The following is a 23589-nucleotide window of genomic DNA, read 5'->3' as shown; positions in this document are numbered from 1 at the left end:
TATCGGGAGGATTTAGCCAAAACAGGAGAGGCTTGATGACCAGAACCGTTTTGAACGCCGTGGGTAAGACGCTTTATTATAGTGGCACCTCAACGGCGTGGTTTTCCGCCACCGGCTCCGGGCCGACCTTATCGGGAACTGCCGGCAACGACTCCATGTGGGGCGATAGTTCCGTCAACGTCACCATGAGCGGCGGTACAGGCGATGACATCTATTACCTCTACTCGAGCATCAATCGGGCCTACGAAGCCGCAAATTCCGGCGTCGATACTATCGACACCTGGATGAGCTATACTCTCCCCCAGAATTTCGAAAACCTCCGAGTGACAGGCGACAAACGTTTCGCTTTCGGAAACAGCGTCGACAACATCATCTCCGGCTCGTCCAGCCGGCAGACATTCGACGGCGGCGCGGGCAATGACGTCCTGATCGGCGGCGGTGGCGCGGACACCTTCATCTTTGCCAAGGGAAACGGCAGCGATCTGATTACCGATTTTGGCGCGGACGACACTATCCGGCTGAACAAGTACGGATTCACATCCTTCGAACAGCTCAGCAGCCATTTCATCCAAGAAGGCGCAAACCTGCGCATTGACCTTGGCGGCGGCGAGAGCCTCGTTTTAGCTGGAACGACGGCGGATAAACTCAACCCGGATCAATTCGCCCTGAGCCTCGACCGCTCCGGGCTGACCCAGACCTTTTCGGACGACTTCAATTCGCTGTCTCTCTACAACGGCACAAGCGGCACCTGGGACGCCAAGTTTCCGTGGGCTCCCGCCAAGGGCAGCTCCATGCCGACAAATGGCGAACTGCAGTGGTATATCAATCCGCTCTATGCCCCGACCGCTTCGGCAAACCCCTTCTCCGTCAATAACGGGGTCCTGACGATCACCGCGAAGCCGACCCCGGCGGCGCTCGAGAGCGTGGTGAACGGATATGACTACACGTCGGGCTTGCTCAATACGCATTCCACCTTCTCTCAAACCTACGGCTACTTCGAGATCCGTGCCGATATGCCCAATGACGGAGGCGTCTGGCCCGCCTTCTGGCTGCTTCCCGAGGATGGAAGCTGGCCGCCGGAAATCGACGTGGTGGAGATGCGCGGCCAGGATCCCTACACCATACATGTCTCCGCCCATTCCAACGCCACCGGCACGCAGACAACCCAGAGTTCAGCGGTCAACGTTCCCAGTACCGATGGCTTTCATACCTACGGCATGTTGTGGAACGAAGACGAGATCGTCTGGTATTTCGACGACGTCGCGATAGCGCGGGCCGATACGCCGGCAGACATGCACGACCCGATGTACATGCTGGTCAATCTGGCAGTGGGCGGCACCGCCGGAACCCCTTCGACCGGTCTGGTCAACGGTTCCCAGATGAAGATCGACTACATTCGCGCCTATTCGCTGGAAGAGGCTCCGGTTGCCGCGGCCGCAGACACGACGAATGATTGGCTGATGTGAGGTCACGTCAGCCCGAGACGCCCGATAGCACTGGCGAGGGCAGGATGGAGCCATCCTGCCCTCGATCATGACCGGCATTCCCCCTGATGAGATGACTCGCGAAATCGGCCGCTCGTGGCGTTCTTGATCTGCCTGCTGTCCTTTATCACCTGTGTGCCGGATCTGGTTCTGCCGCTGGCTCTGGCAGGCGCAACGCAGTCAATGAACGCTGCGGCGGCCGACAACATAGTGGCTGCCGGCCGGAGACGCTCCATTTTGGAACGGGGGCTGTGGGTATTTAGAAAACGCTGATCATGTTTACTAACGGACCTGGAAGCATGAAACCGCAGCAATAATATTCCCGGGACCGTAGAGACCCCCTTGGTTACCCCACCTGCTGCCGGAAGCTTGGCGGCGTGATGCGATAGGCGCCGCCGAGCCTCCGTCATGTGCTCCCGCGGCTGGCTCCGGCTGAATGTTATCTTCCAATCCCAGGGGAAAAAACTATCGGGCATGCCGAATGCCCGCGGCGAACATGGTCGTCACGGTGTCACAAGGGATGGGCAGGCAGTCGGTGTGTTAGATGGGTGTCAGGTTTTCTGCCTGCCCGATCGCTTCGGCTTTTCCGGGGAATATGGCTGCGGAGGGTCCAAATTCCGAAACCACTTCGTCCCGGCGGTTGGCGCCCTGACGGCATTGCCCTGCCTAAAACGACCGCCATAAAGCGCCGGATGCTCCCCGTTTGCGGAGACCGGTTCGCGACCCGGCTCCCTGCTCGATGACGCGATCACTATAACCGCGACCGAAAAAGCGGGGATGGAAGGGGGATATTTTTCGCAGTTAGTCGCTGAAACGGGACGGCAATTTCTTCGCTGTCCGTCGAAAACATCCCCCACCTCGGGGATATTGTCGCGCGCTTACGAACCGTTCTCCAGCCATCGGATCTGCTCCGGCGAGAGCCGGATATCGAGCGCCGAGAGACTGTCCTCAAGCTCGCCCACGGTTCGCGGTCCTATCAGCGGTATGACGGGGAATGGCTGCGCGATGACATAGGCCAATGCCACGTGGATCGGGTGGCGACCGAGTTTTCCGGCAAGTTCGATTGCCCGGTCGCGGCGTTCGAAGTTCCGCTCCGAATACCAGACGCGCACCAGTTCCTCGTCGTCTTGCTTGTCGCGTCCGGCACGGTCCGTGAAGAACCCGCGTCCCTGGCTCGACCAGGCGAAATTCGGCATCTGCTTTTCCGTCAGCCATGCCTTCCAATCATCGTCAGATGCGGCAACACATCCTGCCCAGATCGGGTCGAGCATCTCGGCGAGGGAAAAATTGTTGGAGAGCGCCCCTGGCACCGTCTTCCCATTCTTCCGGGCATAGGTGATCGCCGCGTCCATCCGCTCGCGGCTCCAGTTCGAGCCGCCGAAAATGCCGCGGATCCTGCCGCGCCTAACTTCCGCATCCATTGCGTCGACGAATTCGCCGACCGGTATGTCAGGATTGTCCCGGTGCATGAAATAGACGTCGACATAATCGGTCTTGAGCCTGTCGAGCGATTGATCCAGTTGCTTGGCGATGACGTCGGGATAACAAAGCGGCGAATGCGCGCCCTTGCCAATCAGGATAAATTCTTCGCGCGGCACCTGCCGGCTCGTGTGCCAGTCGCCAAAAATTTTCTCTGTCTTGCCGGCGCCATAGACATAGGCGGTATCGAATACATTGCCTCCCGCCTCGTAAAAAGCGTCCATGGTCAATGACGCCGCGGCGAAATTCGGGAAGAACTCGAAGCCGAGGCTGATCGCTGAGGCCTCCTTCGCAACGCCCGGAATCTGCCGCTTCGGAATGCCGCTGCCAAGAGGCACCTTTCCGCCGGTTATGTTGGTGGAACGCCTGGCGGCCGTTTCCACGGCGTATTCCAGGCCGACCGAGGCGCGCCATTGGTCAAGAACGCGCAGATTGCCGAGCGAGTCCGCAGCGGTCATCCCCGGCCAGGAAAATTCACCACGCCCCCCGCGGATCGCCTCGCCGACCGCATCGACCTCGAAGGAATAGAGGTACCGTTTCTCCTCAAGTTCGATGGTTTCGCGCTCGTCGCCCTTGATGATCTCGATCCGTCCGACGCCACCCTGGCGGCCCGATGCAAACCAGAAGTCCTTAACCTCGATCCGCCCCTTGGAGCCGATGATGCGAAGCGTATTGTCCTGCTGCGCCATGATCGAGCAGGAAACTTCCGCGACGATGCCGTTTTCGAACTTGAGGACCGCCGAAGCCCATTCGTCGACGCCGGATTGGCCGAGATGGGCTGCGCCCGCGACAGTCTTGGGCTCCACGAAATCCTTGCCCTCAACGGCTCCGGCAATCAGCCGGGCCATGGATACGGGATAGCCTCCGACGTCCAAAATGCCGCCGCCCGCCATGTCGCCATTAAAGAGACGGTGCTCCGGCTTGAAGCTTCCCATGTTGAAGCCGAAGCTGGAACGGATGATCCTGACGTCTCCGACAACTCCGCTCTTGACCAGCTCCACCAGTTTCGCCGTCTGAGGATGCAGGCGATACATGTAGCCTTCACCCGCAAAGACCCCGGCCTTTTTCGCTTCGTGGAAGATCACGTCGGCGTCGAACGCGGAAAGCGCCATCGGCTTTTCGACCAGCACATGTTTGCCGGCGCGGATCGTCTTGATTGCCCATTCCGCATGTCCGACATGGGGGACTGCGATATAGACTGCGTCAATCTCGGGCTCCTTGAGCAGTGCGTCGTAGCCCGCGACGACCTTCGCTTCCGGAAAGGCTTCCGAAAGGCCGGGCTTGTCCGGATTGCGGGTGGCGATGGCGGCAAGGCGGCCGGTCTGCGAATGCGCGATACCTTCGGCGAATGCGCGTGCAATGGTGCCCGGACCGATGATGCCCCAGCGGACATGGTTCTCTGCAGTCATGATTTTTCCTTTGATACCCTTTGAAATTGCTTAGCGAAGGCGATTGCCTGTTTGATCGAAAAGAAAGAGGCGGCCCACCGGCACCCCCACGGTAAGATGCCGGCGATCGCCCCTGTGGCGGCTTTCAGGTTGCTCGATGACGACCGTCTCACCCGCAAGGCTTGCGTGGACGTAGCTGGTATTGCCGAGGTGCTCGGCCACTTCGACAGCCACGGTCAGATCCGCATCACCCTCGCCGGGCGGAGCAAAATGCTCTGGCCGGATGCCGAGCGTGACAGATGCGCCTTCGCTGATCTCGGTCGAGAGCGGGAACGCGAACCGGACTTTCCGGTCGGACGAGAGGGCAACGACCGCTCCGTCCGGCGTCTTTTCCACCACGTCCGCCTTCAGGAAATTCATCTTCGGGGAGCCGACAAAGCCGGCGACAAACTGGTTGGCCGGATCGTCATAGAGATCCAGCGGCGCACCCACCTGCTCGATATGCCCTGCCCGCAAGACGACGATCTTGTCTGCAAGCGTCATGGCCTCGGTCTGATCGTGGGTCACGTAGATCATCGTGGTTCCAAGCTGTTTGTGCAGCTTGGAAATCTCGACCCGCATCTGGACGCGGAGCTCCGCATCAAGGTTCGAAAGCGGCTCGTCGAAAAGGAATACCTGCGGCTCTCGAACGATCGCCCGCCCGATCGCAACACGCTGGCGCTGGCCACCCGAAAGCTGGGCAGGACGCCGGTCCATCAGCTCGTTGATCTGCAAGATGTTCGCAGCGAGCGCGACGCGGCGGGCGGTATCGGCTTTCGAGTTGCCGTTCATTTCCAAGCCGAAGGAAAGGTTCCGCCGGACGGTCATATGGGGATAGAGCGCGTAGGACTGAAAGACCATTGCGATGCCGCGATCGGAGGGCTCGGTGTCGTTGACCACTTTTCCGCCGATGCTGATCGTGCCGGCGGAAATATCCTCAAGGCCGGCGATCATGCGCAGCAGGGTCGATTTCCCGCATCCGGACGGTCCGACGAAAACGGTGAATTCTCCGTCCTCGATCTCCAGGTTTGCTCCGTGAACGACCTGATAGGCCCCGAAGCTCTTAACGACATTTTCGAGTTTGATTTTCGCCATGATCCCTCCCCGACTATTTGACCGCACCGGCCGAAATCCCGGCGATGAAGTGGCGCTGCAGGAAAACGAAGACAACCAGCACCGGGGCCGTCAGCAGCACCGCCCCTACCATGATGCCGCCCCAGGAGACCCTGGTGAGGCCGATCAGGGTTCCGAGCGCCACCGGCGCCGTCATCATGTTCGGCCGCGAATTGATCAGCAGCGGCCAGAGGTAGTTGTTCCAGGAAGACAGGAACAGGATGATCGCAAGCGCTGCCATCGTCGGGCGCGCCAATGGCAGCGCGATGTGCAGAAAGATCCGCCATTCCCTGACGCCTTCCACCCTCGCCGCATCAAAGAGTTCGCCCGGCATCATCGAAAAAGCCTGGCGCATGAACAGGACGCCGAGCGAATTGAACAGCGGCGGCACGATCAGCGCGATCCATGTATTGGCGAGCTTGAACTCACGCGCGACCATGATGAACTGCGGAATGACGACTACCGCGAAGGGCAGCGTGATCGTTCCGAGAATGATCGCGACCACCATAGTGCGGCCGGCGAACCGGTAACGCGCCAGCGCCCAGCCGGCCATGGAGGTTAACATGACCGACAAGGCCGTGTAGATAATTGCGACTGTGATCGAGATGAACATCGCGCGGATGAAATTCGTGTCCGCCTGCAGATTGCGGAAGTTGGCCGCGAACTCCCCCGAGGGCCAGAGTACGATCTCAGGGCTGAAGATGCCGTGGTCCGGCATAGTCGAGAACACGAACATCATCCACAGCGGAAAGAGCCAGACAATCGCAAGCGGGGTCAAAACCAGGTGCAGCGCGATCTTCTGCACCAACAGCGAACGGGATTTCGACTTCATTTCTTCTCGCCTCCGAGCATGAGGTTGAGCAGAGAAATCGCCACCGCCAGACCGGCGATCGTATAGGCGATTGCCGAGGCGTAACCGAAGTTCAGCGAGGTGAAGCCTTGGCGATAAAGCAGCAGCCCCAGCGTCTCGGTTCCTCCACCCGGTCCGCCGCGATTGGTGATCAGGAAGGGTTCGGTGAAGAGCTGCATGGTGCCGATGACCGAGAGCACGACGCAGAAACTGATGATCGGCTTCAGGAGCGGCAGGGTGATGTGGACGAATTGCTGGAACTTGCTCACTCTGTCGAGTGTCGCCGCTTCATAGACGTCGTCGGGAATGGATTGCAGGCCGGCCAGCAAAATGATGGCGTTGTAACCCGCCCAGCGCCAGGTGATCGCGATGATCACCAGCGCCATGGCCGCGTTGGCATTGTCGAACCAGGAGACGGGCGACAGCCCGACCGAGGTGATCAGCTTGTTGATGATGCCGAAATCGGCGCTGAACATTAATCTGAAGACTGCGGCATAGGCCACCTCGCCGACCACGACAGGAGCGAAGAAGGCGAACCTGTAGAGCGGCCGTGCCTTCAGAAGCGGAGAATTGAGAAGGACCGCCATGACGGTCGCGAGCGCGATCATCACCGGCACCTGGATCACCAGGATGATCAGCGTATTGTAGAGCGCGTTGTAGAAGGCCGGATCGCCGAACAGCCGCCCCCAGTTTGCCGACAGGCTGAACCGCCACGGATTGACGCGCGTGTTCTGGAACGAGATCAGCAGCGAGTTTATGATCGGCCAGAGCCAAAAGGTGACGAAGATCAAAAGGTAGGGGGCAAGGAAGGCATAGGCCGCCCTATTCCTCGAAAGCATCTCGTTCTCCTGTCAGGAATTGCCAAGCGGGAATATCGGGCGGCTTGACGCCGCCCGATAATTCTCATTGCGCAACGGGCAGTCCGGTGGCTGTCGCAATCTGCTTCGCCGCGTCATCAAGAGCAGCCTTCGCGTCCGGGTAACCGCCGGCGAAGTACTTCGTCTGTGTCGCCTGGTAGATCGCATCCGCATCGCTCTGGAAGGCCGTGCCTCGGCTTGGAACGATTTGCGGCAGAGTGACGAGGATATCCGACCAAACAGCCTGGCCGCCCCAATAGGATTGCGGCTCCTTCACGAACGGATCCTGCACCGCCGACAGAAGCGACGGAACGAGGCCGAACGCTTTCAGCATCGTGACCTGGCCCTCGTTGGTGGTCAGGGCATATTCGATGAACTTCCAGGCGGCTTCCTTGTTCTCGGAGGCGGCGCTAAGGGCCAGGGACGAACCTCCGAGGTTGGCTGCCCGAGGGCCGTCGGCCGTCAGGCTCGGCATCCGGTAGACGCCCCATTTGCCCGCCAGATCGGGAGAGTTGGAGCGGATAGACCCTTCGAACCACGCGCCATACATCTGGCTCGCGGCCTTGCCCGCGGTATTGGATTGGATTTTCTCATCCCAGATCGCGGCCGTGATCAGGCCGGCATCCTTCATCTCCTTGATCTTCTCAAGTGTCGCGACGCAAGCGGGCTGGTTGATGGTGATCGTCTCGCCGTCGGTCGAGAAATAGCCGCAACCCTGCTCGTTGGAAATCATCCGGAACCATTCGCTGTCGCCGTTGAAATCGGCTTGTGCCATCACGGTTCCCGGATTGGCAGCCATGACCTTCTTCCCTGCGACAATGAAGTCGTCCCAGGTCTTGACCGTCGCGGGATCGACGCCGGCCTTTTCATAAAAATCGCGGCGATAGAAGAGGGCAACCGGTCCGGAATCCCACGGCACGGCGTAAGGAACGCCATTCAGTTCAAGCTCCGTTCGCTTGAATTCGGGGAAGAGTGCCTGGATTTCCGGCGTATAGCCAACCTCACTGAGGTCGGCGAAACAATCAGGGAAGCGGTTCCAGAAGACTTCCGCTTCAAAATTTTCGACCGAGACGATATCCGGCAGGCCTTCGCCTCCCGCCGCGCAGGCTGCGAGCGTCTTATCGTAGACCTGGTCGTTGCCGAGATCCTCCACCGTCACCTTGATGTCGGGATACTTCTTGTTGAATCCTTCGAGCGTCGCTTTGAGAGACGAGGCTGCGACGTTCCAGCTCCAGATGGTGATTTGGCCGGACTCTGCGAATGCCGTGCTCGATGCAAGCAGTACGACCGCGGCCGTCGGGCCCGCGAGTTTGAAGCGCATTGAAAACCTCCCTTTTCCAATTGCTGTCCCTTCGGAACGTGCCTAAATTATCGCCTGCGAAACATCTGTCTCCGAAAAAGGGAACATGGATTTGGCGGAAAGTAAGGTAGTCAGCAAAGCGATCTACCACCCGGGTGCAAGCAGCATAGAAGGCCTGCCGACTGCCTTGCAGATGTTTTTCAACCACCCGCCGATCATGCTGATGCCGCACTGGCACGCGCAGGTGGAGGTGAATTACGTGATCCGCGGCGCGGTTCGCTATCGTATGGGCGAGCATGATATCCGGCTCAGCGCCGGCCAGATGTGCCTCTTCTGGGGTGGCCAACCGCACCGGATGGACGAATCCTCGGACGATTCTCTTTATGCCGGCGCGCATCTCCCGCTGGTGCATTTCTTTCGCCTGCGGCTGCCTGGCGACCTCTCCAGCAAGCTCATGCACGGCGCCACTTTGCTGACATCGGCCACAGATGCGGCAGACAAGGAGAACTTTGCGCGCTGGTTCGAATATGTGACGTCGGGCAATTCCTTCAAACGCCAGCATGCCGTGGACGAATTGCTGCTTCGGATCGAGCGCATCGTTCTCGATTCCTATTGTCTGATACCGGAGGTTCCCTCTGGCGCTGACACCGCCGGCCCGGACCAGCCCTATGCGCAGTCGGCCAAAAGCGTCGCCCGCATGTGCGACTTCATCGCCGCCAATTTCATGCAGGATATCGACACGATCGACATCGCCCGCGCCGCCGACCTTCATCCGAAATACGCGATGAATATTTTCCGGCGTTCAACCGGAATGACGCTCAGCAAATACGTCAACCTCCTGCGGCTCTCCCGTGCCCAGGCGCTCCTGATGCAGGACGGAGCCAATGTGCTGCAGGTCGCCATGGACAGCGGCTTCGGTTCGATCAGCGCGTTCAACAAGTCCTTCCGGCATATTTCGGGCATGTCGCCCTCCGATTTCCGGCGGGATAGCCGCTTTGCCGCCCACGCAATGTCCTAAGCGGAAATGCCGTGTCCGGCAGAGACCCCACCCTATTTCATCTTGCCGATGCTGGCATACATGCCGGTGGTCCGGAACTCGGTGGGGGTAATTCCGTAGACGCGGCGAAATACCTTGGCGAAATAATTCGGGTCATCGAAACCGCACATGATCGACACTTCCTTGACGGGCAGGAAGTCGCCTTTGGTCAGAAGTTTCGCTGCACGCTGCAGCCGTTGCTGCAGCACGTATTCTGCGGGTGGAACCCCTTCGCTCTCGGCAAAGCTTCGAGAAAAATGCGCGCGGCTGAGCCCGACGATTTCAGCCAGTTCGCCGACAGGAAGCGGCTTATCCAGATTGGCATTGATATGGTCGATGACGGGCTGCATCGCACTTTGCTCCGCGGCAAAGGCCGGTGAGCCGAAGACATCGTCGTAAAGCGCCATTGCCGCTTCATAGGCAATGGCGGACGCCACGCCTGGCGTGGTGGCGCCCTTGACCAGCCGCAAGCTGCAGTCGGCTAGGTGATCGATCGTCGAGGGCTGCAGCTTGAGCACGGGGCCGGCGAGTGCCAGGACCATCTTGTGGATCCGCAGCGTCTCTTCGCCATGCATCGAGATCCAGAAATATTCCCAGCGCTCGTTCTTCTCGAGCCAGTAGCGATGGTTGTGCGGCACGAGCAGGAGGAAGGTGTCGCCGGCTTGCAGCCGATAGTTCCGGTTCTGATAGCGCAGCCGGCCGGAGCCGCTGATCGTGTGTTGCAGGACCGTGAAAGGGATCTGGCCACGCTTTCTGCCGTCCCAGTCATAGACCTCGTTCTGGCGCACTTCATAACCGGCACTGGTCGGCATGGCGTGCAGCCGCTGGCGGCCCCGCGGGAAGGAAACCGTTCTCATCGACTGTCCGTGAGCGATCAAATCCTGCAGCACAAATTTACCCTCGAAAGCATAATACTTCTCTGGTGGCCCCTTCCGAATTGCGCATAATCCTGCCCAATTCGGAGGGAGAAACCGCGGCCGGGCGTCAAGCCGGGAGGACTAAATGCACGAAACCAGGCATTTCCGGACCGCATGCGTGAGCATGCCGTCTATCCACCTCTGCGCCACTCCAATCTAGCATTTCTCAGACCAGGGTGAAGGACATGAGTTTCAAAATCGCTATCATCGGAGCAGGCAGTGTCGGCTTCACCAAGAAGCTGTTCACCGACATTCTCTGCGTGCCGGAATTCCAGGACGTGGAATTCGCCCTGACCGATATCAGCGAACATAATCTGGAGATGATCAAGGCGATCCTCGACCGGATCGTCGAGTCCAATCGGCTGCCAACGAGGGTTACCGCGACAACTGATCGCCGCCGCGCGCTGGAGGGTGCCCGCTACGTCATCAGCTGCGTGCGCGTCGGAGGACTGGAAGCCTACGCGGAAGATATCCGCATCCCTCTCAAATACGGCGTCGACCAGTGCGTCGGCGATACGATCTGCGCGGGAGGCATCCTCTATGGCCAGCGCAATATTCCGGTCATTCTCGACTTCTGCAAGGATATCCGCGAAGTCGCCGCCCCTGGTGCCAAGTTCCTGAACTATGCGAACCCCATGGCGATGAACACCTGGGCTGCCATCGAATATGGGAGGGTCGAGACGATCGGTCTATGCCACGGCGTGCAGCATGGCGCCGAGCAGATTGCCGAGGTGCTTGGAGCCAAATCTCTGAGCGAGCTCGACTACATCTGCTCCGGCATCAACCATCAGACATGGTTTGTCGATCTGCGCCTCAACGGCCGTAGAATAGGCAAGGATGAGCTGGTCGCTGCCTTCGAGGCACATCCGGTCTTTTCCCAGCAGGAGAAGCTGCGCATAGACGTACTGAAACGCTTCGGGGTCTATTCCACCGAAAGCAACGGCCACCTCTCGGAATACCTGCCCTGGTACCGCAAACGCCCGGACGAGATTGCCAGGTGGATCGACATGTCCGACTGGATCCATGGCGAGACGGGGGGCTATCTGCGCCACTCGACCGAAACCCGACACTGGTTCGAGACCGAATTCCCGCAGTTTCTCGCTTCCGCCGAAAAACCGCTCGATCCGGCCAAACGTTCGAATGAGCATGCCAGCCACATTCTCGAGGCTTTGGAAACGGGCCGGGTCTATCGCGGTCACTTCAACGTCAAGAACAGTGGTGTGATCACCAACCTGCCCGCTGACGCGATCATCGAGTCGCCGGGTTTTGTCGATCGCTTCGGCATCAACATGGTTGCCGGCATCACCCTGCCGGAAGCCTGTGCGGCGACCTGCATTTCGTCCATCAACGTCCAGCGCATGTCGGTTCATGCGGCCATCAGCGGCGATATCGATCTCCTGAAACTCGCTGTCCTGCATGATCCGCTGGTCGGTGCGGTCTGCACGCCAGAGGAAGTCTGGCAGATGGTCGATGAGATGGTCGTGACGCAGGCCCGCTGGCTGCCGCAATATGCCGATGCCGTCCCGGCGGCAAAGGAGCGGCTCGCCCGCAGCACGGTGAGGACTCGCGATTGGGCGGGTGCGGCACGCCGCAACGTGCGCTCCATCGATGAACTGCGCGCGGAAAAGGAGACGCTGAAACAGGTTGTGTGAAAATGCTTCGGCAAAGCCGGACAGGACCGGATCTTCGGGAGGAAGGTTGTCGCCCGGAATTGGCTTTGCGATCGTTCGAGGAGAAACGGAGACGCTGCGGCGCTCTGAACAGGAGGGAGAGGCGATGAGCAATTTCAAAACTGCCGGCATGCTTGCCGGACTGGCACTCGGTGTCTCGGTCGGGGCGATGAGCGCCCATGCGTCCGAACCGACAACGCCGCCGGTTCCGCCGCAATTTCCGGCGGAAGGCAAGATTAAATACGTATCGCGCGACTCCATCGTGGAGTTCAAGGCGCTGTCCGAATATCACGAACCGGATTGGGTAACGAAGAAGTTCGTCTCCGCCGGAAAGCTGCCTCCGGTCAAGGATCGTCTGCCGAAGGAGCCGCTGGTCTTCAAGACGGAGAACATGCCGGACGGCGCGGGTATCTATGGCGACACATTGCGCCATGTCATCGGCGGCCGGCCGGAAGGCTGGAACTACGGCGCCGGTCAGACCCAGGGATGGGGCGGCATCGACATCGGTCTATCGGAATGCCTGACGCGCACGGCGCCCTTGTTCCAGGTCGAGGCGAAGGATACCGAGCCGCTGCCCAATCTCGCCAAAGGCTGGGAATGGTCCTCCGACGGCCATAAGCTCACCATGCATCTGGTGGAAGGCGCCAAATGGTCCGACGGCGATCCCTTCGACGCGGACGACATCATGTTCTATTGGGAAGACGAGGTCATCGACCCGAACGTCTCGCCGCTCGGCGGCGGCGCCTCCCCGGAAGCCTTCGGCGAGGGAACGACCCTCAAGAAAATTGACGCATATACCGTGGAGTGGACCTTCAAGGAGGCCTTCCCGAAGCAATATCTTTACACCATGGCCTATCCCAACTTCTGCCCGGGGCCGTCGCATCTTCTCAAACCGCAGCATCCGAAATATTCGAAAAACACATACGACCAGTTCAAGAACGCCTTCCCGCCGGAATTCCTGAACATGCCGGTGATGGGTGGCTGGGTGCCGGTCGAATACCGGCCGGACGACATCATCGTGATGCGGCGCAACCCCTACTACTGGAAGGTCGACGAAAAGGGGAACCAGCTGCCCTATCTCAATGAGCTGCACTACAAGCTTTCGACATGGGCGGATCGGGATGTGCAGGCAGTCGCCGGCTCCGCCGATATTTCAAATCTTGAACAGCCCGAAAACTTCGTGGCTTCGCTGAAACGCGCTGCCGAAAAGACCGCGCCTGCCCGCCTTGCCTTCGGACCCCGGCTGATCGGCTATAACATGCGCATGAACCTCTCGGGCAACGGCTGGGGGGATCCCGACGAGCGCGGCCAGGCAATTCGCGAGCTCAATCGCAACGAGGACTTCCGCAAGGCGATCACCATGGCGGTCGACCGCAAGGCGATCGGCGATTCCCTCGTCAAAGGTCCGTTTACTGCCATCTATCCGGGCGGCATTTCTTCCGGCACGAGTTTTTACGACCGCAACTCGACTGTCTATTATCCCTACGATCTTGAGGGCGCCAAGGCACTGCTCGCCAAGGTCGGACTCAAGGATACCAATGGCGACGGCATCGTGAATTTTCCGTCCGGCACGGCCGGTGGCAGGAATGTCGAGATCGTTCTTCTGGTCAACAACGGCTACGCGACCGACAAGAGCCTGGCGGAAGGTGTCGTCGGCCAGATGGAAAGGCTGGGCATCAAGGTCATCCTCAACGCGCTCGACGGACCCAAGCGCGACGATGCCCATTATAGCGGGCGCTTCGACTGGGCAATCCAGAGAAGCACGCCGGAACTCGCTTCGGTCGTGCAGAATACCGAGCAGCTTGCCCCTGTCGGCCCGCGCACGAGCTGGCATCACCGTGCAGGCAAGGACGGCACGCTCGATCTCATGCCTTACGAGAAGCAGCTCATCGAAATCGTCAGCAAATTCCAGACCAGCCAGAACAGCGATGAGCGCGTCAACCTGATGAAGCAATATCAGAAAACGGCGACGGAGCATGTCGATACAATCGGCCTTACCGAATATCCGGGCGCGCTGATCATTAACAAGCGTTTCTCGAATGTCCCGCAGGGCACGCCGATCTTCATGTTCAACTGGGCCGAAGATTCCGTCATCCGCGAACGGCTCTGGGTCACGGCGGACAAACAGGGCAAATACGAGCTTTTCCCCGAGCAATTGCCTGGAAAACCCGGCGACAAAGGCCCGATGAATTAACCGAGTCCCCCTCCCAGTGAAGCAACCGGTCGCGCGTCGTGGCGCGCGACCGGGAAGATCCCGACAACAGGCCGGCCGCGGCCATCAGGAGAAGCGAACCGTCCGATGCTACGATTCCTGCTCGTGCGTATAGGCTCGGCGATCCCCGTCCTCGTCATCCTGAGCGTGGTGACCTTCGCGATCATCCAGGCGCCACCCGGTGACTATGCCGACTACATTCGTTCGCAGCTCATCAATCAGAGCGGCGCCTCCTTTGCCCAGGCCGAGGCCCAGGCTCAGGCATATCGCGCCGAGCACGGACTCGATAAACCACTGATCATGCAATACCTGAACTGGATCAAGGGCATCGTCACCGAGGGCGATTTCGGTCACAGCATGTATTACAACAGGCCCGTCGCGGATGTTGTCGGAGAACGTCTGCCACGCACACTGGCGCTGGCGCTTGTCTGCCACCTCCTCGCCTCGCTGCTCGGTATCGGCTTTGGAATCTGGGCGGCGACGCGACAGTATAGCTGGATCGACAATCTGCTCTCCGGCATTTCCTTCCTCGGCATGACGGTGCCCCGCTTCCTGATGGCGCTGATCATCGTTTACCTGCTCGTCTTCCAGTTCGAAGTATCGGAGATCGGCAGCTTCTTTTCACCCCAATATGGCGGAGCGCCGTGGTCCTGGGCGAAATTCGTCGATCTCGTCAGCCATGTTTGGCCGGTCGTGGCGATCGCCACCTTCGGCGGGCTTGCCTACAATATGCGGGTCATGCGAGGCAATCTGCTCGACACGCTGAATGCTCAATACGTGGAAACGGCGCGCGCGAAGGGCTTGTCCGGCGGTGCGGTCATCATGAAGCATGCCGTCCCGAACGCACTGCATCCGCTCGTCATGTATCAGGGGGTTGCCCTCCCCTACATGCTCACCGGCGAGATCGAGACGGCCATCATCTTTGCCCTGCCGACTGTCGGTCCCGCCATCGTGGGCTCGATGGCGATCGGAGATGTCTATGTCACGGCAACGTTCATGATGGTGCTGTCGGCGACGCTCATCGTCGGCAATATTATCGCCGACCTGCTGCTCGTCATGCTGGACCCGCGTGTCCGCCAGTTCGCGGGGGCCTGATATGCTCGCTTTCGATACCGCACCGACATCGACGCAAGAGGAAACAGTGAAGCACGGGCCGGACGGCAACGAGAGCTACATGGCCCTTGTCTGGCGCCGGCTGAGGCGCTCCTGGACAGGCTTGATGGGTCTCGTCCTCGTGGCCTTGCTGATCGTGATGGCCGTCTTTGCGGATTTCTTTGCGCCGATGGACCCCAAAGCCACCCATGTGGGCTTTGCGCCGCCACAGATGATCAGTTTCCATGACAAGGACGGTAACCTCGCCTTTCCGCCGCGGGTCTACGCGCTGGCTGAATCGGACGAGCTGGACCCGGTCACCTTCCAACCCGTCCTCGGACCGGACTACGAGAATCCGCGCCTGCTCGGCTTCTTCGTAAAGGGTGCCGAATACAGGCTCTTCGGCCTCATACCTCTCGACCGGCATTTCTTCGGCACGGTCGACGGGCAACCGGTGCACTTCCTCGGTACCGACAAGTTCGGCCGCGACGTGTTATCGCGGGCGATCGTCGGCTCGCGCATTTCCTTGATGATCGCGCTCGTCGTCGTTGGCATCGTGACCGTTATCGGCACCACGGTAGGCCTGGTATCCGGCTATTTCGGCGGGACCTTCGACGTCTGGGTGCAGCGGTTTGTCGAGCTGGTACTCGCCTTCCCGCAACTGCCCCTCTATCTGGCCCTAACCTCGCTCATTCCGATCACCGCCCCCACCAACGTCTTTCTGGGCTTCGTGATCATGGTGATGTCGGCATTGGGCTGGGCGCAAATGTCGCGCGAGGTCCGCGGCAAGACCATGGCGCTGGCGCGCGTGGACTATGTGCGGGCGGCGATCGCCGTCGGCGCAACCGACCGGCGGATCATCTTCCAGCACATCCTGCCGAACGTGATGAGCCACGTGATCGTCGCGGTCACCCTGCACATCCCGAGCGTGGTGCTGCTGGAATCCTTCCTCGGTTTCCTCGGCTTTGCGGTGAAGCCGCCGCTGATTTCCTGGGGCCTTATGCTGCAGGATACCGCGAACTATTCCGTCATCGGGACCTATCCGTGGATCCTGGCGCCCGTCTTCTTCGTGCTGGTAACCGTCTTCGCGTTCAACGCGCTGGGCGACGGACTGCGCGACGCAGTCGACCCCTATTGAGGTGATGACAATGGCTCTTTCGCTTGTGAATTCCCTCGCCCCGCCGCTTCGGTACGATCACGCTCAACGCTCCGACAAGCCGATCATGGATGCCCGCAATATCGGGGTCAGCTTCAAGGTGGAGCATGGTACCGTGCAGGCGGTAAAGGACATCTCCTTCCAGCTCTATCGCGGAGAGACGATTGCCATCGTCGGCGAATCCGGCTCGGGAAAATCGGTGACGGCGCGCACCGTGATGGGACTGTTGTCCAAACGGGCCGTCGTTCTGCCGAAATCGAGCATCGACTACGACGGCAGCAATATCTTGAAGCTTCCGGAACGAGCCCGCCGCAAACTGCGGGGTAACCGCATCTCCATGATCTTTCAGGAGCCGATGAGCTCGCTCAACCCGATCTATTCGATCGGAAGCCAGCTGGTCGAGGCGATCCGCGTCCACCAAAAGACGAACCGAAGGCAGGCCGAAGCGCGTGCGCTGGAGCTTTTGAAACAGGTCCAGATTCCCGATCCCGAGGCGCGGCTGAAACAATATCCGCATCAGCTTTCCGGCGGCCAACGCCAGCGCGTGATGATCGCAATGGCGCTTGCCAATGAACCGGATGTGCTGATTGCGGACGAACCGACGACCGCGCTCGACGTGACGGTGCAGGCGCAGATCCTCAATCTCATTCGCGATCTTCAGGAAAAGCTGCGGATGGCGGTGATCCTCATCACCCATGACCTGACAGTGGTGCGCAAGTTCGCCGACTACATCTATGTGATGCAGCATGGCGAAATCCGCGAGCACAATACCAAGGAACAGCTCTTCGCCAATCCGCAGCACCCCTACACGAAGCATCTGCTCGCATCCGAGCCCCGAGGCCGCGCCAATCCGCTTCCGGAAGGCTCTGACGTGATTTTGAACGCGAAGGGCGTGCGGGTGTCCTTCATGCTGCGTCACGGCGGCTTTTTGAAGCCCGACCTGCGTGAGCTGGTGGCCGTCGACAGCCTGAACCTGGCGCTGTGCCGGCACGAAACGCTCGGCCTCGTCGGAGAATCCGGTTCAGGCAAGACCACTTTCGGACAGGCACTGGTGCGGCTCAACACGCCGCAAGCAGGCGAGATCACCTTCGACGGGCAGCCGATCCACCAGCTCTCGCGGGCCGGCATGCGCCCGTTGCGCTCGCGCATGCAGATCGTCTTTCAGGACCCCTTTGCTTCGCTCAATCCACGCATGACGATCGGCCAGATCATCGAGGAGGGCCTGGTCGTCAACGGGCTTGGCGTCACCAAGGCCGAGCGCCTCGAGCGCGTGCGGGCCGCGCTTTCCGCAGCCGGCATGCCGGGCAATATCCTCTCGCGCTTCCCGCACGAATTTTCAGGCGGCCAGCGCCAGCGTGTCGCGATTGCCCGCGCCATCGCACTCGAGCCCGAATTCATCCTGCTCGACGAGCCGACCTCGGCGCTCGATCTCTCCGTTCAGGCGCAGATCATCGAGCTGCTGCGCAAGCTGCAGGACGAGCGCGGCTTGAGCTATCTCTTCATCTCACACGATCTGAAGGTCGTGCGCGCCCTCTGCCACCGGGTGATCGTCATGCAGCACGGCAAGATCGTGGAAGAAGGTCCCGTCGACGAGGTTCTCACCCATCCCAAGACCGCATACACCGAACGGCTGGTCAAAGCCGCTTTCGATGTCGCCTAACTGCCGAATGCCGGAGGTTTACATGGCAGCTCATCCCAAGATCGCCTTCATCGGAGCCGGATCGACCGTCTTCATGAAAAATATCGTCGGTGACGTTCTGCAGCGTCCCGCGCTGTCGTGCGCAACCATCGCGCTGATGGACATCAACCCGCAACGGCTGGAGGAAAGCGCCGTCGTCGTCAACAAATTGATCTCCACGCTTGGCGCCCAGGCAAAGGCAGAGACCTATTCCGATCAGAAAAAGGCGCTGGCGAACGCGGATTTCGTGGTTGTCGCCTTCCAGATCGGCGGCTATGAGCCCTGCACCGTCACGGATTTCGAGGTGCCGAAGAAATACGGCCTGCGGCAGACGATCGCCGACACGCTCGGGGTCGGCGGCATCATGCGCGGGCTTCGCACCGTGCCTCATCTGTGGAAGATCTGCGAGGACATGCGCGCTGTCTGCCCGAGTGCGATCATGCTGCAATATGTGAACCCGATGGCGATCAATACCTGGGCGATCGCGGAGAAATATCCCGACATAAAACAGGTCGGCCTCTGCCACTCGGTTCAGGGAACCGCGATGGAACTGGCGCATGACCTCGACATTCCCTACGAGGAGATCCGCTACCGTTCGGCCGGCATCAACCACATGGCCTTTTTCCTGACCTTCGAGCACCGCCAGAAGGACGGCTCCTACAGGAACCTCTACCCGGACCTTCATCGTGCCTATCGCGAAGGCCGAGCGCCGAAACCCGGCTGGAACCCGCGCTGCCCGAACAAGGTGCGCTATGAGATGCTGAAGCGGCTTGGCTATTTCGTCACCGAAAGTTCTGAACATTTCGCCGAATACACGCCCTATTTCATCAAAGAGGGCCGCGAAGACCTAATCGAAAAGTTCGGCATCCCTCTTGATGAATACCCCAAGCGCTGCATCGAGCAGATCGAGCGCTGGAAGGGACAAGCGGAAGCCTATCGCAGCGCCGACAAGATCGAAGTGGAGTCATCGAAGGAATATGCCTCCTCCATCATCAACTCGGTCTGGACGGGCGAACCCTCGGTGATCTACGGCAATCTGCGGAACAACGGCTGCATCACCTCGCTGCCGGAAAATTGCGCGGCAGAGGTACCCTGCCTTGTCGACGCTTCCGGTATTCAGCCGACTTTCATCGGCGATCTGCCGCCGCAGCTCACCGCGCTGATGCGGACCAACATCAACGTGCAGGAACTGACTGTGCAGGCGCTGATGACCGAAAACCGCGAACACATCTATCACGCCGCGATGATGGATCCTCACACCGCAGCCGAATTGGATCTCGACCAGATCTGGTCACTCGTCGACGATCTGCTGGATGCTCATGACACCTGGCTACCGGATTGGGCGCGCTCCACCCGGAAGGCTCGGGTTGCCTGAGCCGGAAACCACGCCACGTCGAGGCCGGAAAGTCGATACCTCCAGTTAGCGCGCAGAACACATGCACTCTCCCCTGTCACAGGGAGAGTGCATGTGAAGTGGTTCATCGGTTGCTGCGATCGTCACGCAGGCCGTTCGGAAGCGCTCGGTCGCCATTTGATGAGATGCTTTTCGGCGATGTCCAGCATGCTGTCGATAATCAGCACAAAGATCGCGAGGATCAGGATGCCGGCAAAGACGCCGACCGCATCGAAATTGCCTTCCGCCTGAGCGATCAGATAGCCAAGCCCGGCGGAGGAGCCGAGATATTCCCCAATGATTGCTCCGACGACGGCAAAGCCGACCGACGTGCGCAGCGAAGACAGGATCCAGCTTGCCGCTGCGGGGAAATAAACGTGACGAAGCAGATCCGACCGCTTGGCTCCCAGAATGCGGGCGTTCGACAGCACCACCGGGTTCACTTCACGGACGCCCTGCATGGCGTTGAAGAAGGTGACGAAGAACACCAGCGTCACGGCGAGCGCCACCTTGGACCAGAGACCGAGGCCGAGCCAGAGGACGAAGATCGGCGCAAGCACGACGCGTGGGATCGCGTTCAGGCCCTTGATGAAAGGGTCCAGAATGCGCGCGGCTGAACGGCTGAGGCCGAGCCAGACGCCTGCTGCCACGCCAAGTGCCGTTCCGACCAGGTAACCGAGCACGGTTTCCGTCAAGGTGATGGCCACATGGCTATAAAAGCTGGCGTCCATTATCCAGGATACCACCTGGTTGAAGATGTCGACCGGAGCCGGGAAGAAGAAGACATCGATGACCCCGATGGTGACACCGAGTTGCCAGCCGCCAAGAATTGTTACCAGCAGCGCGACCTGAATGAGACGTTCAGTCATGGCGTTCATAGCTTTTCTCCACTTCGCCGCGCAGCGACGACCAGATGTTGCGGTAAAGATCCATGAAGCGCGGATCGAGCTTGATTTCAGCGACATCGCGCGGACGTTCGAGATCGACGGGGAAGCTGTCGATCACGTGCGAGCGCGGTCCGGCGGCAAGCACCACGACCCGATCTCCGAGCGCGATTGCCTCCTCAAGGTCGTGCGTGATCATCACCACGGCGCGGCGCTCTTCCTGCCAGAGCCGCAACAACTCGTTCTGCATCAGATGCCGGGTATGGATGTCGAGCGCCGAGAAGGGCTCGTCCATCAGGATGACCTTGGGGCCGGTGATCAGCGCCTGCGCCATCTGTACGCGCTTGCGCTGCCCGCCTGACAACTGATGCGGATAGCGGTGCTCGAAGCCCTTCAGTCCGACTTTCGCCAACCATTTCATCGACTGTTCGCGTCGCTCCGCAGTGCCCACACCTTTAAACATCGGACCGAGTTCGACATTCTCCAGCGCGGTCTTCCAGGGAAGCAGGGCATCCTGCTGGAACAGATAGCCGATATCGTTCTGAACCCCGCGTACCGGCTGACCGTCGATCGCGACGGTACCGCGGGAGGGTTTCAGCAGCCCGGCGATTGCGTTGAGAATCGTGCTTTTGCCACAGCCGGTCGGTCCCACGATGGCGAGAAACTCGCCATCGGCAACGCTCAGGTTCACATCCTGCACGGCCACATAGGATCCGAAGGACATGGTGACCGCGTCGATTGAGACCATCGGCTTTGCCTGATGCGGACTCTCCGTCGGGGGGGTGGGTTTTAGTACGGCCAATGCCATCTTCTCCTCCTGTCAGTTGGCGGCGACGTTGCCGACCTTGCCGACGAACTCGTTCGTGTAGGTTTTCGTAAGGTCGATTTCAGCCGCGGCGACTTTTTCGTTGAAGCTCTTCAGGACGGCGAGCGGAGTCTTGATGTCTTCCTCGTCCATGCGCCCGTCCTTCGAAAAGATCGCCTTCGCATTCTCGACCGCCTTGATGTAGGTGTCACGATCGCCGGAGATGAACTCCTTCGGCAGCTTATCGACGATCTCTTCGGCAGAGTGGCTATTCATCCACTCGAGCGCCTTGACCGTCGCATTCGTGACCTTCTGGACGGTTTCCGGATTGTCTTCGATATAGCTCTGTGTGGCATAGAGGACCGAAGTCGGATAAATCCCGCCATAGATCGCCTTGGCACCTTCGTCGCTGCGCCCGTCGATCAGGATCTTGCCGACGCCTTTGGCTTCGATGAAGGTTGCTGCCGGATCGTAATTGACGAGCAGGTCGACCTTGCCTTGTTCGAGCGCCGCCACCGCTGCAGAGCCGGAGCCGACACCGATCAGCGACACGTCATTTGCGGACAAGCCGTTGCGCTGCAGGTAATAACGAACGAAGAAGTCTGAAGACGAGCCTGGCGAGGTGATTCCGATTTTCGCTCCCTTGATCGTTTCCGGTCTTGCCGGATCAAATTTGCTGTCCTTGCCGCCCGCCAGCACGAGCCCGGAGTTGCGGGCCAGTTGGACGAAAGCGACAACTGCCTTGTTCTGGGACTGCATCTGGATGGTATGGTCGTAAAAGCCGACTGCGATATCCGTCGAGCCGGCCACAAGCGCCTGAAGCGTCTTCGATCCGCCCGATGCGAAGTTCTCGACGGTCACCTCCAGGCCTTCCTTTTCGTAAAGGCCGAGCCCCTGGGCGACCGGAAAAGGCAGATTGTTGAGGTTGTAAGAGCCGACACTGATGCGGACGGGGTCCGCAAAGGCGGAACCGGCAAAAGCGACGGTTGCCGCGAGGGCGAGCATGAATTTGCGCATGATATTCTCCTCCTGATGGTGGCGCCCTCCTGGCGGCCACGGTTATTATGCCGCACAACCCAGTTGCGTGACAGGTTTTGCGAAGACTTGTCCGTCGAACAGCCGCCTGGCTGTTCGAAGAATCCCGGCAACGACTTTGCCGTCTCGTTCATAAAGCTTGACGTCCAGGTGGCCGCTCGGGTGCTCGATCGAGAGCACCAGCGGCGGCTTCTGCGTACCGACGAGGAGCGAGGCAACGGTGCCCTCTTTGATGCACGCGGTCGCGATTCCCACCGCCCCTGTGGTCGCGAGCGACGGGTGACATTGATGCGGCATGAAATAGCGCACGTTGATTTTTCCTCCGGAGTTCGGCCTCGATATGAGGACGGGCTTCGGCGTCACCTGATTGCGCACGTCGCCAAGGCCCATCCGTTCGCCGGCTGCTATGCGCAGCATTTCCAGCCGTGCCAGCAATTCCCTGTCAGCATTGAGTTCAGCCGCTGTCTCGAAGCCGGTCGCGCCGACGGAGACTGCTTCGATCAACATCATCGGCATTGCGCAGTCGATGCAGGTGACAGCCACACCGTCGATCAGGTCCACTGGCCTGCCGGTGGGAAAGAGCTGTCCGGTGCGAGCCCCGGCCGCGTCCATGAACGTCAATGCGATCGGCGCAGCACGACCGGGCACGCCGTCGATCGCAGCATCACCGAGATAGGAGACGCTGCCGTTTGGAGTAGGAACCTCGGCGTCGATCAGCTTGCCGGTGTTTACGTTATGGATCCGGACGAGCGTCGTTTCTCCACGAACGGGGACAAGTCCGGCTTCGATTGCGAACGGGCCGACCGCAGCCAGCATATTGCCGCAATTCGGCGAGGTGTCGACGATCTGTTGATCGACACGCACCTGCGCAAAGAGATAGTCGACATCGGCGCTTGGAATACTCGATGGCCCGACGATCGCCACCTTGCTCGTGACGGGGTTACCGCCGCCAATGCCATCGATCTGCAGCGGGTGACCCGAACCCATCACGGAGAGCAGGATTCGGTCGCGCTCACGAGTATCGGCGGGAAGATCGCGGGCCAGGAAGAATGGCCCCTTTGAGGTGCCGCCTCTCATCAGTACGCAAGGGATCGCGAGCAGATCGTTCATCGCTTGTGCTTCCATTGGAATTATGTCATCGCCGTATCAATCGGCGCTCTTTGATCCAATTATCGGAAGAGGCGTTTATTTGTGAAATGCG

General features: G+C 59.9%; 18 protein-coding genes. 8 read left to right on the top strand and 10 right to left on the bottom strand.

Translation table 11 applies throughout. The features are described 5' to 3' along the window. The first annotated feature begins 35 nt into the window (after positions 1 to 35). Positions 36 to 1466 carry an endo-1,3-1,4-beta-glycanase EglC gene (gene eglC, locus C5L12_RS12740; RefSeq protein WP_105372415.1) on the top strand — a complete coding sequence of 477 codons (1431 nt, stop codon included), beginning with the start codon at positions 36 to 38 and terminating at the stop codon, positions 1464 to 1466. Between the two features lie 896 nt (positions 1467 to 2362). Here the strand turns inward: eglC and C5L12_RS12735 are convergent. From C5L12_RS12735 to C5L12_RS12715, 5 genes are all read right to left on the bottom strand, one after another. Then, complete coding sequence (locus C5L12_RS12735) at positions 2363 to 4372, bottom strand: aldo/keto reductase (protein ID WP_105372414.1); 2010 nt, start codon at positions 4370 to 4372, stop codon at positions 2363 to 2365. 30 nt (positions 4373 to 4402) lie between these two features. Beyond that, complete coding sequence (locus C5L12_RS12730; RefSeq protein ID WP_105372413.1) at positions 4403 to 5485, bottom strand: ABC transporter ATP-binding protein; 1083 nt, start codon at positions 5483 to 5485, stop codon at positions 4403 to 4405. A 13-nt stretch (positions 5486 to 5498) separates the two neighbouring features. Next, entirely contained in the window at positions 5499 to 6335 is an 837-nt protein-coding gene (locus tag C5L12_RS12725) for a carbohydrate ABC transporter permease (RefSeq protein WP_105372412.1), read from the bottom strand. Next, the gene (locus tag C5L12_RS12720) at positions 6332 to 7192 is read right to left on the bottom strand and encodes a carbohydrate ABC transporter permease (protein ID WP_105372411.1); all 861 of its coding nucleotides are present in this window, start codon (positions 7190 to 7192) and stop codon (positions 6332 to 6334) included. The genes C5L12_RS12725 and C5L12_RS12720 overlap by 4 nt, the downstream gene beginning before the upstream one ends. Before the next feature lie 64 nt (positions 7193 to 7256). After that, on the bottom strand, positions 7257 to 8531 hold the full coding sequence (locus tag C5L12_RS12715; protein ID WP_105372410.1) for an ABC transporter substrate-binding protein: 1275 nt from the start codon (positions 8529 to 8531) through the stop codon (positions 7257 to 7259). Between the two features lie 85 nt (positions 8532 to 8616). Here C5L12_RS12715 and C5L12_RS12710 point away from each other — a divergent pair, with 85 nt between their 5' ends. Continuing rightward, a complete protein-coding gene (locus C5L12_RS12710; protein WP_105372409.1) occupies positions 8617 to 9528 on the top strand; it encodes a helix-turn-helix domain-containing protein in 912 nt (303 codons plus the stop codon). 32 nt (positions 9529 to 9560) lie between these two features. Here C5L12_RS12710 and C5L12_RS12705 read toward each other — a convergent pair whose 3' ends face one another. Beyond that, positions 9561 to 10403, bottom strand: a complete 843-nt coding sequence (locus tag C5L12_RS12705) for an AraC family transcriptional regulator (protein WP_245422880.1) — start codon at positions 10401 to 10403, stop codon at positions 9561 to 9563. A 245-nt stretch (positions 10404 to 10648) separates the two neighbouring features. Between C5L12_RS12705 and melA (C5L12_RS12700) the strand changes: the two genes are divergently transcribed. The 6 genes from melA (C5L12_RS12700) (at position 10649) to melA (C5L12_RS12675) (ending at position 19646) form a co-directional block, all read left to right on the top strand. Continuing rightward, complete coding sequence (gene melA, locus C5L12_RS12700; protein ID WP_105372407.1) at positions 10649 to 12115, top strand: alpha-glucosidase/alpha-galactosidase; 1467 nt, start codon at positions 10649 to 10651, stop codon at positions 12113 to 12115. A 124-nt stretch (positions 12116 to 12239) separates the two neighbouring features. After that, entirely contained in the window at positions 12240 to 14327 is a 2088-nt protein-coding gene (locus C5L12_RS12695) for an ABC transporter substrate-binding protein (RefSeq protein WP_105372437.1), read from the top strand. 105 nt (positions 14328 to 14432) lie between these two features. Beyond that, positions 14433 to 15440, top strand: a complete 1008-nt coding sequence (locus C5L12_RS12690; protein ID WP_105372406.1) for an ABC transporter permease — start codon at positions 14433 to 14435, stop codon at positions 15438 to 15440. Position 15441: 1 nt separating this feature from the next. Continuing rightward, positions 15442 to 16575, top strand: a complete 1134-nt coding sequence (locus C5L12_RS12685; RefSeq protein WP_105372405.1) for an ABC transporter permease — start codon at positions 15442 to 15444, stop codon at positions 16573 to 16575. Between the two features lie 10 nt (positions 16576 to 16585). Then, positions 16586 to 18253, top strand: coding sequence for an ABC transporter ATP-binding protein (locus C5L12_RS12680; protein WP_105372404.1), 1668 nt, complete (start codon positions 16586 to 16588; stop codon positions 18251 to 18253). 22 nt (positions 18254 to 18275) lie between these two features. Then, the gene (melA, locus tag C5L12_RS12675) at positions 18276 to 19646 is read left to right on the top strand and encodes an alpha-glucosidase/alpha-galactosidase (protein WP_105372403.1); all 1371 of its coding nucleotides are present in this window, start codon (positions 18276 to 18278) and stop codon (positions 19644 to 19646) included. Positions 19647 to 19768: 122 nt separating this feature from the next. Here the strand turns inward: melA (C5L12_RS12675) and C5L12_RS12670 are convergent, their stop codons facing one another. The 4 genes from C5L12_RS12670 to C5L12_RS12655 are packed head-to-tail and all read right to left on the bottom strand — an operon-like array spanning position 19769 to position 23498. After that, positions 19769 to 20542 carry an ABC transporter permease gene (locus C5L12_RS12670; protein WP_105372402.1) on the bottom strand — a complete coding sequence of 258 codons (774 nt, stop codon included), beginning with the start codon at positions 20540 to 20542 and terminating at the stop codon, positions 19769 to 19771. Then, positions 20526 to 21356 (bottom strand): ABC transporter ATP-binding protein, encoded by an 831-nt coding sequence (locus C5L12_RS12665; protein WP_105372401.1) that lies wholly within the window; start codon positions 21354 to 21356, stop codon positions 20526 to 20528. Before C5L12_RS12665 ends, C5L12_RS12670 begins: the two co-directional genes overlap by 17 nt. Positions 21357 to 21368: 12 nt before the next feature. Continuing rightward, on the bottom strand, positions 21369 to 22370 hold the full coding sequence (locus C5L12_RS12660) for an ABC transporter substrate-binding protein (RefSeq protein WP_105372400.1): 1002 nt from the start codon (positions 22368 to 22370) through the stop codon (positions 21369 to 21371). A 45-nt stretch (positions 22371 to 22415) separates the two neighbouring features. Continuing rightward, on the bottom strand, positions 22416 to 23498 hold the full coding sequence (locus tag C5L12_RS12655) for a 4-oxalomesaconate tautomerase (protein ID WP_105372399.1): 1083 nt from the start codon (positions 23496 to 23498) through the stop codon (positions 22416 to 22418). Between the last annotated feature and the right edge of the window lie 91 nt (positions 23499 to 23589).

The sequence above is a fragment of the Neorhizobium huautlense genome (genome assembly GCF_002968575.1).
In the GTDB taxonomy this organism is placed as follows: Bacteria; Pseudomonadota; Alphaproteobacteria; order Rhizobiales; family Rhizobiaceae; genus Neorhizobium; species Neorhizobium huautlense.
The sequence above is the reverse complement of the archived record's forward strand: the minus strand, read 5'-3'. Positions and strand labels throughout refer to the sequence as shown.